We start from the raw sequence: 14,375 nt of genomic DNA on the forward strand, positions 1-14,375 counted from the left end.
CTCGCAGGATGGCGTGAGGGGGCTCCATGCGCTCGATCAAGTGTTTAATATAGAAAGTATGGTTGTACCCCTACGGAGAAGTAGGCGAAGCTTTTTCTGGAAATAAGCTAATTGCTGAATTGCATCGTCTCCAGCTTGGCCATTCTTTTCTTAAGCACCATCGATTTTCGGTACAAGGTTAGATCGCTTCTCGATGAAACAGGTCGATAGCTGAAAGGAGTGATGCGCGCTTTCATCTTGGGCAGTCACGGCTTATGCTTTTTGATACACGCACAGTTAGGGAGAAGGAGCATGCCATTGCAATGGACTGGTCAAGTGACGCTACGCATCTTGGGGCCTGTGGAGGAAGAGGTTGTCGTGCAAGGCCAAGACCTTAATTTGGCACACGCTGGCTTACGTATTCTCGATGATGATGAAATCCGACATGAATTCGTCTATCGCTATGACGATCCCAGATTTGAGCTGGTGGTCAACGCAACTGTCGAGACGAATATTGTGGAAGTCGATTCGCCTCTTCTCGATGCAAAAACGGCGGCTGGGTTAGAAGAACAGACTAATACACTGGCCGCTACCTTCCATCATGATCCCGATATTGATGACGAACCTCTGACACCCGTCTCAAGCAATTAATGGAAGGGGTTTGTAAGGGAAAGGGCTTGATCAAATGGGCTTCTACCTTGGATAGTAAAATATTTTTTGGGTAACCTTTTGATCAAGACCAACCCACCAGTTGGAAAGAGGAGCTTCTTTTTACCTACCTGATGATGCCGCTATTATATGCGTACAGACGGTAGAACGGCTTTTAAGGTGAGGTATTCGGCCCTGGCGCTATAGCTACTAACGAAAAGGTTTGCAGGTCAGGTTTAACTCTTGAGTCCGCCTTTCAGGGCTGTTACATCAAAAGTAAAAAATACTTTACCCTATGACTTTTTTCTCAAGATGAAGGTAAAGCGAATCAAATTCACCAGCCTCCTTTAATTTTTGCCAGTCAGGTATGGTTACCTTTTTTTTGTTCATAATTATCAAACCATCGTTACGAAGGGCCTGCAGCACTCGGTTTACGTGCACTGGGGTCATTCCTGTTGCATCTGCCAGCTCTGCTTGGGTGATAGGCATATCAAAAGTGTTCTCATTCTGTACCAGCCCCACCGCCTCCAGGCGCAGCAATAGCTCACAAATAATATGAGCGATCCGTGAATAGCCTTCGCGTTGACCTACATTCAACAACCATTCTCGGAAAATGGAAGCATCCACCAATGTCTCATGCCAGAAAGCTGCAGTGAGGCGAGGGTGGTGCTCAAATAAAAGCGATAAGTCGTGGTGCTGTATGTAACCGAGCTTACAGGGGCTGATTGAAGCAATGTTGATATCAATAACTTGCAAGTGCAGGCTTTGGAGATCAGGCATATCACCAGGAATATGCAGCGCCATTATTTGCCGTTTACCCGCAAGTGTTAATTTGTAGACACATGAAAAGCCTTCCAGCAGTAAGCAGCTTTGACTAGGCTGGTCACCCATTTTAACGATAACTTGGTTAGCCTTTACATCTTGTGTTTGTACCGGTAATTCCTGAAGTGCCCGCTTTTCATCGGCGGTAAGGGTGAAATTACTTTCTAACTTGCGGATCATAAGATAAGTATGAGGAGGCAGGGCGCTAGACATGCTGCTTGGCTCCATGTTTAGCAGGAATGAAGCCTTAGCGACAGTGTCCCTGCTTAAGTTTTAATAAAAACAATGTTTAGGTATATAACCGAATTTTTTATGATGATAAATCAAAATCGACCCTATAAAAAGATTGTTTAAATTGTTTTAGAAGATGAAGAAACTACCCTGCTAACTAGAGGGCTTAGGAAAAATTAATCATATAAATTGGATAATTATATCTTTCTGAAAATAAAGATTATTTTATAATTTTTTAAGATAAATTAAAGCTAGCCTTTTGCAGGCTAGCTTGTCTGATTTTTTAAACTTTCAATATTTTAATATTTGTTAAAGCATTTCGAGCTGGGCATGGGTGTGATGCGCGGCTAGGCGCCCTACGTTAACCACTTCTACGAGCGATTAAAAAGGCAGCACACCGCCGAAGCCAATGCCAAGCACGGCAACGATAACAACAACGATAACGACGATAGTGGTAGTAGAGGGCATGTTCTCTTCCTTTGAGTAGTGAGCGTTGCTACAGCTTAGGCACGATTGCACCATTTTGCACGCTGTCATGCTTACCCGGCTTCCCGCAGCGCCTTTCCCAGCCCGCCAAAATAGTCGCTAAACGCGGCATTGATCTGTTCCCGCTGTGCGCCCTGTGGGTAGAGCCCTTTTTCCGCTTCAAGAGAAGCCTTGGTGCCTTTGACCAGAAAGTGATTGGTGATGGCTGCGTCCTGTACAAATGCCTCAAAGGCGCGTGCGCACAGCTCTTCGGGTTTGCTGTAATAGAGCTGGCCAAGCTTTTTATCCATCTGCACCGAGCTTTGAAACAGATCGCTAGGCTGGTCGCCTTCGGGCTGCAGTAGTACGGCTTTGAAGCAGCGCATCAGCAATTGATTCAGAGGGTGGGCAATGGGCGTTGCATCGGCGAGCCAAGCGGTAGAGGCGAATACACCGGCAGGTGTGCCGCGAAAACACTTACTGGCGATGTAGTGATCAAAAGCATGAATATATTACTCGTGGGCAATGCTGCCGGGGCCTGCGTTTTTGGCTAGCGCAAAGCTGCGTTGGCTGGGGTCGTAATGGGCAGAAACGCCAGGTCGGCCACCGCTGCCGTACTGCAGTGCGATTGTGCCGCGTAATGAAATTAGCGCCTCTGGCCCCTGTAGAATCAACATGAGATCGCACAGCGCATCATGAAACAGCTCGGCGGCACGGTCGCGCTCAGCGCTGGTGACCCAGCGGCCAATCTCGATAGAGCGAAAATCAAACTGGCGTCGGATCAAGGCAAAACTGCTGGCTTGCCTCTGGCGGTGGTCAGGGCCGCTGCGGTAAAAATCCCGCGCTTCAATACTCACTGGTCGCTTCACCTGAACGATGACTGAATGACGCCATGATAAAGCGCCACTAACAGATTGACACTACTGGTGACTTGGATATCTCCTTGCATTCCACCTCAGAGGCCCCCACTAAGTAGCAACAAGGCCTTTTAATAGCCTCATTTTTCACCGCTAGGAGAAAGATATGAGCAAGCGCATTTTGATTGTACTGACATCTCACGATCAGTTGGGCGACACCGGTAATAAAACCGGCTTTTGGCTGGAAGAGTTGGCCGCCCCTTACTATGTCTTCAAAGACGCGGGGGCCGAGGTAACCCTGGCATCGCCTCAAGGTGGTCAGCCGCCGCTGGACCCCAAGAGCGACGCTGAGGATAGCCAAACCGATGAAACGCGCCGCTTCAAGCAAGATGAAAAGGCTAATGCTGAGCTTGCAGCGACCCATCGTTTGGGCGATATGAAGGCCGATGACTTTGATGCGGTGTTCTACCCTGGCGGTCATGGTCCGTTATGGGATCTTGTTGACGATAAAGACTCCATTCGCCTGATCGAAACGTTTATTGCTCAAGGCAAGCCGGTCGCTACCGTTTGCCATGCGCCGATTGTCTTAGTGAATGCCAAGAACAGCGCAGGCGAGCCGCTCGTCAAAGGCCGCCAAGTAACAGGCTTCACCAATGGCGAAGAAAATGCGGTTGGCCTGACTGACATCGTGCCGCATCTGGTCGAAGATGCGCTGCAACAGTGTGGTGGTATCTACACCAAGGCGGAAGATTTCACCCCTTACGTGTGTGAAGATGGCCAGTTGATTACCGGGCAAAACCCGCCTTCTTCAGCGCTAACGGCTAAAACGCTGATGGCGTGGCTGGAGAAATAACCGCTAGGGGGTAAGCAGGCTCAATGATAACGGCGAGGCTATCCTCGCCGTTTCTATTTTGGTCACTGACCATATTCTGACTACCTTTATAAGGTAGCGAGGGGGTTGTTTAAAATAGGTAGTTTTCAGCACGCATCAAGGAGGTGGTCAACATGGAGACGGCGCATATTTATCGGATGAAAACGGCAGAGCACCTTTGCCCGTTTGGTATGAAAACGGTCGATTTGTTAAAGCGTAAGGGATATGAGGTTGACGATCACCCGCTAACCTCCCGAGATGAAATAGAAGCGTTCAAGGCTCGGGAAAATGTCGACACCACGCCGCAAACTTATATCGGCAATAAGCGTATTGGTGGTTATGAAGAGGTGCGTAAGTATCTTGGGATGAGCGTGCCGAATGCGAAAGAGACCACATATCGACCGGTGATCGCGATTTTTGTTACCGCCTTGCTGGTCGGGTTGGCGGTTAGTTGGGTCGCCAACGGTACCTTGATGGCCGCGCGGATGCCTGAATACGCAGTGGCGACGGCCATGGTGCTGTTGGGATTACAGAAACTTCAAGATGTAGAGAGCTTCAGCTCTATGTTCCTTAACTACGACCTGCTGGCTCAGCGCTATGTGCCCTATAGTTATGTATATCCTTACGCTGAAACCCTGGCCGGGATCTTAATGCTGGCAGGCGCTTTGATTTGGCTGGCGGCGCCGTTGGCACTGTTTATCGGTACGGTGGGGGCGGTGTCGGTGTTTAAAGCCGTGTACATCGATAAGCGTGAATTGAAATGCGCGTGTGTTGGCGGAAGCAGCAATGTGCCACTAGGGTTTGTATCGTTAACGGAAAATATCGTAATGATACTGATGGGGCTATGGATGCCGCTTAAAATGTGGTTTTGAGCAGAACTACCAGAGCAGCACCAATAGAACCATTCGCAAGAACCATTCCCAAGAACCAGCCACTAAACGCAAAAGCGCCCTAAACGTGAAGGGCGCTTTTATTTTTACCCAGGCTTTTTAGCGTCTTAATACTGCTAAAAATTATAATTGAGCGACACACCCGTCACGGTCTGCCATTCACTGCCTAAATCGTCAACGATAGGGCTGTCAGAAGCATCACCGGTCAGGTAGCCGGTGCCAACAAAACCGGTGGCAGACCATTGAGGTGTCAAAGTGTAAGTTAGGCTGGTGCTAATCCCTAAACGCCAGGAGCCGCCATCAGGATGATAGCTGGCAATGCCGCTACGCAGGCTGTCACGTGTCGAAACCGCGAACATCGACTCCGTCCACTCTTCGTCGGCATAGGCCACATTCGGGGTAAAGGTAAAGAACGTACGCTCATTGAGAGGCAATCGCCAAGCAGCCGATGCTTCCAGCTCTGCGCCATCCACATCGCCCGTTACCGGCGTGCTTCCCGCCAAGCTATATTTCCACTGCCCTTGCTCCAGCGCTAGCCGTAAACCGAGCGTAGCACCGCCATCCACTTTCTCGAATGCCGAAATATCACCTTCATTATCGCGGCCAAAGGTATAGCCAATAAAAGGCGATACGGTCCAATCCCCATTGCGAATCGCGTGCCATTCAATGCCACTGCGTGGGCTGATTGAAAGGGCATCACCATAGTTTAGGTCGATAGAGGGCCAAAGCTGGGTATCGTAATCGTCGCTGCCCAGATAATCGGGCGCATACAGGACACCCGCGCCGAGACTACCTTCCCATTGCTGGGCCCATGCTTGAGGAGCTATCGCGAGGCTAAGCGCAGCGGCTGGCCACCAGTATTTTGAAATCGTGATCGCACTCATTTTAAGAAGAATTAAGCAAACGTTCATGATTGTATGTGCTTGCTTGGAAGCTTGGCAAGCCGCTTGATAAAATGGCAAACGAGCGTTTAATAATAATTTATTTTCTATTAACTAACACAGGTTAAATAAACATACTTCTATAAAGCGCATTGTGTGCTCAGCGAAAGGAACTCGCGAAAAGGAAGGTTAGACAAGGATTGCTTAAGTAGCACAAGGATGCACAAATAGGATATTTGTAGTGTGCGGTTATGGAGGACCTAATAAGGCTCAACCAAAAATGGTTGAGCTTTATTTTTTGCTGAAGATAGTCAAAAATTAATCAATTGATTGTTTAGTTTTTCATTGATAGCTGGCTGGCTAGGTTGGTGGGCTTGGTTGTTTTTCTATTTTTATCAATAAGTTAACATGCTGGGTGGTCGATATGAAAGCTTAAGTAAATGACAGATTTGCTTTTTATCTAAAGTTTGATTTACTTGAGGTAAGGCCAGTTTCGATTGGGCACTTTAATAAAGATGACTTATGTTAGAGAGCTATATGGCATTTTTTTAATATAACGATGACAGGTTAAGCATTGCCTTAAAACGCGTAGTCGTCACTAAACAAACACTTAGCTTAGTGTAACGATTATTTTCTCATTTACTAACCTAGGTTAGTTAAGGTCGTCGTTAAAAGGTGCATCCTAATCATCAAGCACAAGGATGTGGTGACAAGGAAGACAGTGCCAGGACGGCTTAAACTCTCATGGATGCGCAAACAGGATGTTTGTGAGGAAGAAAGACGCGGTAATAAAGCCCTAGCCAGGGAATGGCTGGGGCTTTTTATTCTGTAATAAATGACGTGAAAGTGACAGTCTTGTGAATTTTTCATTTATAGTAATTAACTTGCTAAGAAAAAGGGCAGATGCGTTAGCCATCTCCCCCTTCATTTTTATTAACCAGCCTGCCCATTAACACGCATGGTGATAATAGAGTGTGCTTAGTTCATTCAAGGGCACTTCAACTGCTGTTTGGCAGTTAAGGCAGCGCACCGTCGCCGTGTTTTTCCCTGTGCCTTCTAAACGAAAGCGATTAAAAAATGGTGACTTGGCTGTCTCTGAATTGCCGCAATGACGACAGATAACATCTAATTCATTGACTTTATTGCTAATTATAATGTCGCGCACGCTGACCTCCTACCATTAGGGTTGATGATGGTTCAGGCGTGGTAACCTCCCTGTTGCTCTGTATCGTTACCGACACGTTTTAATTATAAGTGTCAATTCATATATCCGCCATGTGAAACGTATTGCAATCGTGCATTAAATCGACGCAACAAGGCTTTTTTAATATTAAAGCAATATTTTTTTGATTTAATAACCTGGGATAGATAAACACAGCGCTATCACGTCCATTGTGAGCACACACCACAAGGAAGTGGAAACAGGGAAGGCAACGCCAGGAAGGCTAAACGCTCTCAGGGAAGCACAAACAGGATGTTTGTGAAGAAAATCAGGGAAGGTTTGATAAAGCCCCGGCCAAGGAATGGCTGGGGCTTCTTTTTATACGCGTGTTTTATTTTTTCGCTTTTTTCTTGGTTTTATTGCTGGCGGCAGGGGCGTTGGTGCTGCTTGCCTTGCTTCCTGCTTTGCTTTCGGCCTTGCTCTCTTTGCCGTCACTCTTTTTGCCTTCATCACCGTCGCTATCCGGCTTGTCGCTGCCCTGGTGAGGAAGCGGGCTGGCTTGGTCAAGGCGTGGGTGGTTATCCAGGAACTCACGCTCTAAATCAGGCAGAGCATCCATGGCTTGCAGGGTATGGGTGAGGGCGTGAATAGCCGCCAGCACATCCTGGGTATGGCCGGTTTCCGAGATCGTGTGCATATTGCGGATAGGGAAGCCGATCGAGGTAGCAGCACTATCGATAGAGGCCAGTACACCCGCCATACCATCGGTACCGGTGTCCACGCCCACGATATCGCGCTGCAGCGGAATATCCTGCGCTTTAGCGGCTGTCGCGATAATCCGATTGAGCTGTTCGCTGGCAATCGAACCCACCGCCATGGTGAAGCCCTTGCCCATTTCCAGCGGCTGCATGCGCTTGTCGCCGATGCCTGGCGCGCCCACGTAGTCGTGGTTAACGTCCACGCCAATCAGCGCATCCGGCTTCATTTCACCAGCCATCACGCGGCTGCCGAAGCGGCCAATTTCCTCATAGCTGGCAATCGCAAACAGCACGCGTACATTTTTCGTACCGCCTGCTTCAGCGATCAAGCGCGCCACTTCGGCGGCCACAAAGCAGCCCAGCCCGTTATCCAGGTAAGCGCCATAGAACGTATTAGGGCTGAAGCCGGGGCGGATAGGGCGGTCAAAGATAATCGAATCACCCGGGCGCACGCCCAGGTTCAACACCTGCTGTTTCTTGTTGTCGCCGTGAATCTGTAGATCCAGGTAGATCTGCTCTTTCTTGATCCCTTTGCTGCCATCACGCTGGCCGGGGTCAGAAAAGTGAATGGCGCCCAGTGCTTCAACCGTGCCGCCTTCAATGCAGCGATAGCTGCCAGGGGCATCCGGGTCTTCGCTGAATAGCTTCACTTCATGGCCGATCAGTACGGTAGGCAGGAAGGAATCGGTGTTGATCCAGATCTTGCCGTCTTCGCCAATCGAGCGCACCTGCATACGGATTTTATCCGCATGGCCGATCAGCATGACCTTGAACATATCGTCACGGCCGGGGTGGGTGTCCAGCACAACACCGGCGTTGCCCTTGAACTGGTGCAGGTGCCAGCCTTTAGGTGCAAAGCTTTCAAAATGCGGCTTGAGCACCCCGTAGGTCATTGCGGCTTCAAGGCCCACAGGGCTAGGCGCAGCAAGAATATCGCGCATCAGTTTGAACTGCGCGTCGGGCATGGGTTGTGTCCAGGGTTTTGCTGTATCGCTCATCGTATCGCTCACTTAGTAAGGTGGATGTTCATCGCCTCTAGTCTGCCAGATTCCCACCCCAGGTGTAGAGAAAGCCGTACCGAAAACGCTTATTCATGAAAAGACCTTATGCGTGATCACGAATCAGTTGGCACAGGGCGCTGGCGGAAGGGGGGTGGCGTCGGCTCAATATCATGCCCAGCTCGCGACGGATCGTCGGTTCGACCAGCGGGCGGTGTTCGATGCCATCGGTGGCAATCTGGCGAAAGCTGAGCGAGGGCAGCACGCTAATACCCAAGCCCGCTGCCACCATGCGGCCAACCGTGGCGATCTGGCGTGCATCGCACAAAATATCCAGCCGCTCCCCCACGCTCTGCATGATGCGGTCAATATCTTGGCGTGAACTGGAAAGCCGATTGATACCAATAAACGGATAGGCAGCCAACTGGCTCCACGCCACGGCCGACTGCGCCAGCAGCGGGTGCCCACACGGGCAAACCGCCACATAGCTATCTTCAAGCACGGGTTCAAAGGTGAGATCGTCCGCGTCGCTCGGCGGCACGGAAAGCCCCAAATCAGCGCGACCTTCACGCACCATTTGATTGATCTGCTCGGCCAGCACATCGTGCAGGCTTAAATTAATCCTCGGGTAGGCTTCATGAAAAAGCTTAATCACCCGGGGGAATAACCCAGCCGCCAGCGTCGGCAGCGCCGCCACGGTCACCTTGCCGCGCTGTTTGGAAAACTGGTCGTTGAGATCCTCAAAGGCTTCATTCCAGTCATTCAATAGCCGCACGGCAACCGGTAGGAAAGCGTCGCCTTCCGGGGTCAAGGCAAGCTGACGTGATGTGCGGGCAAATAGCGCACCGCCGACGTTCTCTTCCAGCTTACGTAGCGCAATCGAAATCGCCGGTTGGGAAAGATGGACGCGCTCGCTGGCCTCCGCAAGGCTGCGCGAGTGGGCAACGGCAACAAAAACGCGCAACTGCTGGATGCTTGGATTCATTTAGAAAGTAAAACATAAATTAAAAACTATTCAATATACAAAATGAAACCAGCCCACCATGCTTGGCTTATCGCGATTCGTGCGTCGCGGTCATGTTTTACAACAACCCGTTTTACAATAACCGTATTTACAACAACCCGTTCTACAATAACAAAGGCTCGTACAGCGAGCTTCGGAGAGACAATGAAAACGCTACTTACCGCCATGGTGGCAAGCGCCGCGGTGCTGGCTGCTGCCACTTCCCATGCCGATGAGCGCCTGCTGATTGGTTCTACCTCAAGCTCCTCCAGCCACTACAGCTATTTTGTCGCGGTTAACCAGATCATCAACAACCAGGTCGAAGGTGTGAGTTCTTCTGTCGCTGAAACCGGCGCTACGGTTGATAACCTGCGTCGTTTGGGGCGCGACCAGATCGATATGGGGCTGGTGACCACCAATACCGGCTACCACGCCTATGCCGGTGAGGAAGATTTTGAGGGCCGTCCGGTCGATAACCGTCTGCTGTGGGTCTATACCGTCGCGCCACAAAACGCGGTGATGCGTCAGGATGCCGACGTAGCGACCTTCGCCGACCTGGAGGGTGTGCGTTTCAACCCCGGTATCACCGGCTCAGCCACTGAGAAAACCACCGAAGCGGTCATGCGTACCCTCGGCATCGAGCCGGATTACGTGCGTGGTTCCACCACCGATATGGTGGATGCCATGAAGGATGGCCGGGTGATGGGCTCGGTGAAGTCAGGGGTCGGCGAGCGTTTGGATGGCTCCTCTATGGATATCGCAACGTTCACTCCCATTAGCGTGCTCTCTCTCGATGACGCGCAGGCCGATACGCTGCGCAGCGAAATGCCCGATGTGGCGATTGTCGATGTGCCCGAAGGCGCTGCAGACGGTATCCCCGCTTATACCACCTGGGCGTTTGGGGTTGCCGTTCACGCGCACCCAGATATGGATGAAGAGACCGCCTATCAAATCGTCAAAGCCGTGATGGAAAACCCCGAACCGCAGGTTAACGCCTTTGCCGCGATGAAAGATGCCGATATGGCGAAGATGACCCTGGAGGTTGGCACCGTGCCGCTGCATGCCGGTGCGGCGCGCTATTTCGAAGAGCAGGGGTACGACATCCCCGATGCCTTGCAGCCTGTCCAGTAAGGCCATTCGGAGAAGATGATCATGCGTGAGACAGTCACCAAAGGCTTGGCGCTGCTGTTGGGCGGGCTAATCCTTTATACCTCCGCCACTGGGCCGTTCGAGAGCTTGATTCAGCGGAGTATCTTTCTCGCGCTGGTCATCCTGCTGGGGCTTGCCGTCTACCCATTAGGGGAGGGCAAGCGCTGGCGCCCGCTGGGCATCGCTATCGATGTCGTACTGGCAGTCGGTGTGGTAGGCGCCTGCGGCTATGTGGCGCTTAACCACGAACAAATTCTGGTCGAACTCCCCTGGGCAACGCCCCGCGATATGCTGCTGACCGGCGTACTGCTGGTGGCGATTCTGGAGCTTTCGCGCCGCGCCATTGGGGCTATTTTCCCCCTGCTGGTGTTAGCGGGATTAGCTTACGCGTGGTTCGGCGCGGCCATCCCCGGGCCGCTCGGCCACCGGGGGTTTGACCTCTACTACATGACCGAAACCATTTACCTGGGTGATCTTGGCGTGTGGGGCATGCTGGTGGGCGTTGCCGCCACGACCATTGCCGCTTTCGTGCTGTTCGGCTGTTTACTCCTGCACACCGGGGGCGGCAATACCTTCATGGATTTGGCGCTGCGTATCAGCGGCCGTTCGCCGGGCGGTGCGGCCAAAGTGGCCACGGTCGCGTCCGGGCTGTTTGGCATGGTCAGCGGTAGCGCGGTGGCCAATGTCGCCACCACCGGCAATTTCACCATTCCTATGATGAAGCGCTTGAACTACCCACGTCCGTTCGCGGCGGGGGTAGAAGCGGTCGCCTCCACCGGCGGTCAAATCGCACCGCCGATCCTGGGCGCGGCGGCCTTTATCATGGCGGAAATTCTGGGTGAAAGTTACCTGCGTATCGCCTTGGCGGCCTTGCTGCCCGCCATCCTTTTCTACCTGGGCGTATTTGTCACTATCCACTTGGTGGCCAAACGCCGTCAGCTACAGGTGGTGCCCGATGATGAGCTGCCCAGCTGGGCAGACGTGATACGCCCTGAACGCATCATTCCCATTCTGGCGGCGTTGGGTGGGCTATTTTACGGCGTGCTGAGCGGCCGTTCGATTCAGATGTCCGCTTTTTACGGCATCCTGATGACGGTGCTCACCTTTGTGCCGTTTGCGCTGCTTTCTAAAATGCCGCTGCGCGAGATTCTCGGCAAGCTGGTGGCAGGCCTGGTCGATGCAGGCAAAGGCATGGTGATTATCGGCGTGTTGCTGGCCGGGGCGCAGATACTGGTGGCGATGATCGGCATGACCGGCATTGGCATAACGCTGGCCAGCTTGATTGTCACAGTCGGTGGCGAATCGCTCTTCCTGGTGGCCTTTATCGTTGGCGGTGTGTGTCTGATTTTGGGCATGGGGATACCTACCACGGCGGCGTATGTGCTGGTGGCCTCAGTACTGGCTCCCGCACTCACCACCATCGGTGTCGAGCCCCTGATTGCCCACCTGTTCGTTTTCTACTTTGCGACACTCTCAGTCATCACCCCGCCTGTCTGCATTGCGGTATTCGTGGCCTCAGGCATCGCCGATACCAACTGGCTGCCTGCGGCGGTTGAATCGGTACGCTTGGCGGCGGCGATCTATGTCATTCCTTTCTTGCTATTGATCTACCCAGCGCTGGCGGGCTTTGGCTCTGCTCTGGAGATCGTTTTGGCCAGTTGCCAGGGCGTCGTGTTTGTGATGGCCTTCGCCGCGCTGATGTCTCGGGTAGCCATGACGGGTAAGCGCGTGATTGATGTGGTGGCGCTGATCGCGGTGATTGGGCTGGCGCTGACGCCAGGCTGGCTGACCACGCTGGCAGCGCTAGCTCTGATCATTGGGCTATTTATACGCCGCCGCTCGCTGCTGGATGACGAGCCGATAGTTGCCTCCGGCGACCACCACTCCCTTCAGGCCAAGGAGACACATTTATGAGTTTTTTACTGGGCAGCGGGGCAGGCTTTTCCGGTGACCGTACCGATGCGGCCGTGGCGGTGGTAGCAGAGTTGATCAAGCGACAGCAACCCTCTGCCTTGGTATTCGAAACCCTGGGTGAGCGGACATTGGCGGCCGCCCACCGGGCGATGCGTGAGGACCCCGAAAGCGGGTTTGAACCGCTGCTGGACGAGCTGCTGGCGCCAGTGCTTCGCGATTGCCTGGATCACGGCATTAAAATTCTAGGCAACTTCGGTGCCGCCAACCCTGGTGGCGCGTGCCAGGTCATTGCGGAGCTAGCCGCCCAGCTTGGTCGTCCAGAGGTGCGGATTGCCCAGGTGCACGGCGATGATATCCGCCAGCAACTGCATGGCCTGGACTTGCAGCGTTGGGAGGCCGAACGGCTGGAGATGCCGGACGATGACGCCTTGATTTCCGCCAATGTCTACCTGGGTGCCAAGGCACTGGCCGAAGCGTTAGCCATGCAGGCAGACGTGGTAGTCACCGGGCGGGTAGCCGATCCGGCGCTGTTTTTAGCCCCGCTGATGCACCACTTCGATTGGCCTTGGGACGACTGGGACCGCCTCGCTTGCGGCATGATGGCCGGTCACCTGGCCGAGTGTGGTGCCCAGGTAAGTGGCGGCTACTTTGCCGACCCAGGCTTTAAAGACGTGCCTGGCCTTGCCACGGTGGGCTACCCAATCATCGAAGTAGAGCAGGATGGCAACCTGATCATCACCAAGCCCGCCAATACCGGCGGCTGCGTTACCGAGCAAACGGTGAAAGAGCAACTGCTCTATGAGGTGCATGACCCCGCCAATTACCTGACCCCGGATGTCACGGTGGATCTTACCCACGCCGAAGTACGCCAACTGGCGCCCAATCGAGTGGCGGTTACCGGCATTCGCGGCAAGCCCGCACCTGAACGGTTAAAGACGACCGTATGCTACGAGGGTGGCTGGCAGGGCGAGGCGGAAATTTCCTATGCCGGACCCAATGCGCTGGCAAGGGCGCAATTGGCCGCCCAGGTGCTGCGCGAACGGCTGGTATTTCGCGCCCCGGCTGAGCTGCGAACGCGTTTGGACATCATCGGCCTGGCCAGCGTGTTCGATAGCGATAGCGGTGAGCTACAGCGTAGCGCCGCGCCTTCTACCAGCGGTGATTACCGGCTGCGGCTGGCGGCCGAGCACAGCGAGCGGCGCTGGGTGGCGCGTGCCACGCAAGAGCTTTTGGCGCTTTACTGTGCCGGGCCTGCCGGGGGAGGCGGGGTGCGACGTCAGTTTCAACGGCGGGTATTTACCGCCTCGTACTTGGTAAAACGCAGCGACATTTATGCCCATGCCACGCTATTTGAGTCGCCGACCCAGGAAGCCCACAGGAGCGAACGCTATGCTGCAAGCTGAACCCACACAAACGTCAATGCGTGCGCCCGCCTCGATCTCTCTTCACCAATTGGCGCACGCCCGTGCGGGGGATAAAGGCGAACGCCTCAACGTGGCGCTGTTTGCCTATGAGGCGGATCACTACGCCACCTTGCTGGAACAGGTCACCGAAGAACGAGTGCTGGCGCTCTTCTCCCATCGCGGCGCTAGCCGGGTGCGGCGCTACCCTCTACCTAACTTGGCAGGCATGAACTTCGTGATCGATGATGTGCTTCAAGGCGGCGTTAACGGGGCACTCAATCTGGATGGCCATGGCAAAACGCTGTCGTTTTTGTTGTTAAGCCTGGAGGTTCACCTCTAGCCAT

Annotated in this window: 12 protein-coding genes and 1 pseudogene; 7 read left to right on the plus strand and 6 right to left on the minus strand. The window is 53.2% G+C overall.

The annotated features are described in order from the left end of the window. Positions 1-291 precede the first annotated feature (291 nt). Entirely contained in the window at positions 292-630 is a 339-nt protein-coding gene (locus tag HUO07_RS05540) for a hypothetical protein (RefSeq protein WP_176302724.1), read from the plus strand. A 285-nt stretch (positions 631-915) separates the two neighbouring features. Here the strand turns inward: HUO07_RS05540 and HUO07_RS05545 are convergent, their stop codons facing one another. From HUO07_RS05545 to HUO07_RS05555, 3 genes and pseudogenes are all read right to left on the minus strand, one after another. Next, positions 916-1,662, minus strand: a complete 747-nt coding sequence (locus HUO07_RS05545; RefSeq protein ID WP_176302725.1) for a Crp/Fnr family transcriptional regulator — start codon at positions 1,660-1,662, stop codon at positions 916-918. Between the two features lie 399 nt (positions 1,663-2,061). Next, positions 2,062-2,217, minus strand: a complete 156-nt coding sequence (locus HUO07_RS05550) for a hypothetical protein (RefSeq protein ID WP_176302726.1) — start codon at positions 2,215-2,217, stop codon at positions 2,062-2,064. A 2-nt stretch (positions 2,218-2,219) separates the two neighbouring features. Then, positions 2,220-3,002, minus strand: a pseudogene (locus HUO07_RS05555) (CLCA_X family protein). Positions 3,003-3,168: 166 nt separating this feature from the next. Here HUO07_RS05555 and HUO07_RS05560 point away from each other — a divergent pair. Next, a complete protein-coding gene (locus HUO07_RS05560; protein ID WP_176302727.1) occupies positions 3,169-3,855 on the plus strand; it encodes a type 1 glutamine amidotransferase domain-containing protein in 687 nt (228 codons plus the stop codon). Positions 3,856-4,007: 152 nt separating this feature from the next. Next, positions 4,008-4,745 (plus strand): MauE/DoxX family redox-associated membrane protein, encoded by a 738-nt coding sequence (locus HUO07_RS05565; protein WP_176302728.1) that lies wholly within the window; start codon positions 4,008-4,010, stop codon positions 4,743-4,745. Between the two features lie 134 nt (positions 4,746-4,879). On the opposite strand, the gene HUO07_RS05570 is transcribed toward HUO07_RS05565, so the two are convergent. The 3 genes from HUO07_RS05570 to HUO07_RS05580 all read right to left on the minus strand — a co-directional run bounded on the left by HUO07_RS05570 (position 4,880) and on the right by HUO07_RS05580 (position 9,547). After that, positions 4,880-5,674, minus strand: coding sequence for a MipA/OmpV family protein (locus tag HUO07_RS05570; protein WP_246286471.1), 795 nt, complete (start codon positions 5,672-5,674; stop codon positions 4,880-4,882). A 1,523-nt stretch (positions 5,675-7,197) separates the two neighbouring features. Beyond that, positions 7,198-8,562, minus strand: a complete 1,365-nt coding sequence (locus tag HUO07_RS05575) for a M20/M25/M40 family metallo-hydrolase (protein WP_246286473.1) — start codon at positions 8,560-8,562, stop codon at positions 7,198-7,200. A 106-nt stretch (positions 8,563-8,668) separates the two neighbouring features. Beyond that, on the minus strand, positions 8,669-9,547 hold the full coding sequence (locus HUO07_RS05580) for a LysR family transcriptional regulator (protein WP_176302729.1): 879 nt from the start codon (positions 9,545-9,547) through the stop codon (positions 8,669-8,671). Positions 9,548-9,730: 183 nt separating this feature from the next. On the opposite strand from HUO07_RS05580, the gene HUO07_RS05585 reads away from it, so the two are divergent. The 4 genes from HUO07_RS05585 to HUO07_RS05600 are packed head-to-tail and all read left to right on the plus strand — an operon-like array spanning position 9,731 to position 14,371. Beyond that, entirely contained in the window at positions 9,731-10,696 is a 966-nt protein-coding gene (locus tag HUO07_RS05585) for a TAXI family TRAP transporter solute-binding subunit (protein ID WP_176302730.1), read from the plus strand. Between the two features lie 21 nt (positions 10,697-10,717). Further along, positions 10,718-12,628, plus strand: a complete 1,911-nt coding sequence (locus HUO07_RS05590; RefSeq protein WP_246286480.1) for a TRAP transporter permease — start codon at positions 10,718-10,720, stop codon at positions 12,626-12,628. After that, positions 12,625-14,031 carry an acyclic terpene utilization AtuA family protein gene (locus tag HUO07_RS05595; protein WP_176302732.1) on the plus strand — a complete coding sequence of 469 codons (1,407 nt, stop codon included), beginning with the start codon at positions 12,625-12,627 and terminating at the stop codon, positions 14,029-14,031. The genes HUO07_RS05590 and HUO07_RS05595 overlap by 4 nt, the downstream gene beginning before the upstream one ends. Continuing rightward, positions 14,018-14,371 (plus strand): AtuA-related protein, encoded by a 354-nt coding sequence (locus HUO07_RS05600; protein WP_008957250.1) that lies wholly within the window; start codon positions 14,018-14,020, stop codon positions 14,369-14,371. Before HUO07_RS05595 ends, HUO07_RS05600 begins: the two co-directional genes overlap by 14 nt. Positions 14,372-14,375: the final 4 nt, after the last annotated feature.

It is taken from the genome of Vreelandella maris (genome assembly GCF_013371085.1).
Classification (GTDB): Bacteria; Pseudomonadota; Gammaproteobacteria; order Pseudomonadales; family Halomonadaceae; genus Vreelandella; species Vreelandella maris.

Coding starts and splice junctions, on each gene's coding strand:
- HUO07_RS05540 (WP_176302724.1), top strand. CDS start 292: ATGCCATTGCAATGGACTGGTCAAGTGACGCTACGCATCTTGGGGCCT.
- HUO07_RS05545 (WP_176302725.1), bottom strand. CDS start 1,662: ATGTCTAGCGCCCTGCCTCCTCATACTTATCTTATGATCCGCAAGTTA.
- HUO07_RS05550 (WP_176302726.1), bottom strand. CDS start 2,217: ATGACAGCGTGCAAAATGGTGCAATCGTGCCTAAGCTGTAGCAACGCT.
- HUO07_RS05560 (WP_176302727.1), top strand. CDS start 3,169: ATGAGCAAGCGCATTTTGATTGTACTGACATCTCACGATCAGTTGGGC.
- HUO07_RS05565 (WP_176302728.1), top strand. CDS start 4,008: ATGGAGACGGCGCATATTTATCGGATGAAAACGGCAGAGCACCTTTGC.
- HUO07_RS05570 (WP_246286471.1), bottom strand. CDS start 5,674: ATGAACGTTTGCTTAATTCTTCTTAAAATGAGTGCGATCACGATTTCA.
- HUO07_RS05575 (WP_246286473.1), bottom strand. CDS start 8,562: ATGAGCGATACAGCAAAACCCTGGACACAACCCATGCCCGACGCGCAG.
- HUO07_RS05580 (WP_176302729.1), bottom strand. CDS start 9,547: ATGAATCCAAGCATCCAGCAGTTGCGCGTTTTTGTTGCCGTTGCCCAC.
- HUO07_RS05585 (WP_176302730.1), top strand. CDS start 9,731: ATGAAAACGCTACTTACCGCCATGGTGGCAAGCGCCGCGGTGCTGGCT.
- HUO07_RS05590 (WP_246286480.1), top strand. CDS start 10,718: ATGCGTGAGACAGTCACCAAAGGCTTGGCGCTGCTGTTGGGCGGGCTA.
- HUO07_RS05595 (WP_176302732.1), top strand. CDS start 12,625: ATGAGTTTTTTACTGGGCAGCGGGGCAGGCTTTTCCGGTGACCGTACC.
- HUO07_RS05600 (WP_008957250.1), top strand. CDS start 14,018: ATGCTGCAAGCTGAACCCACACAAACGTCAATGCGTGCGCCCGCCTCG.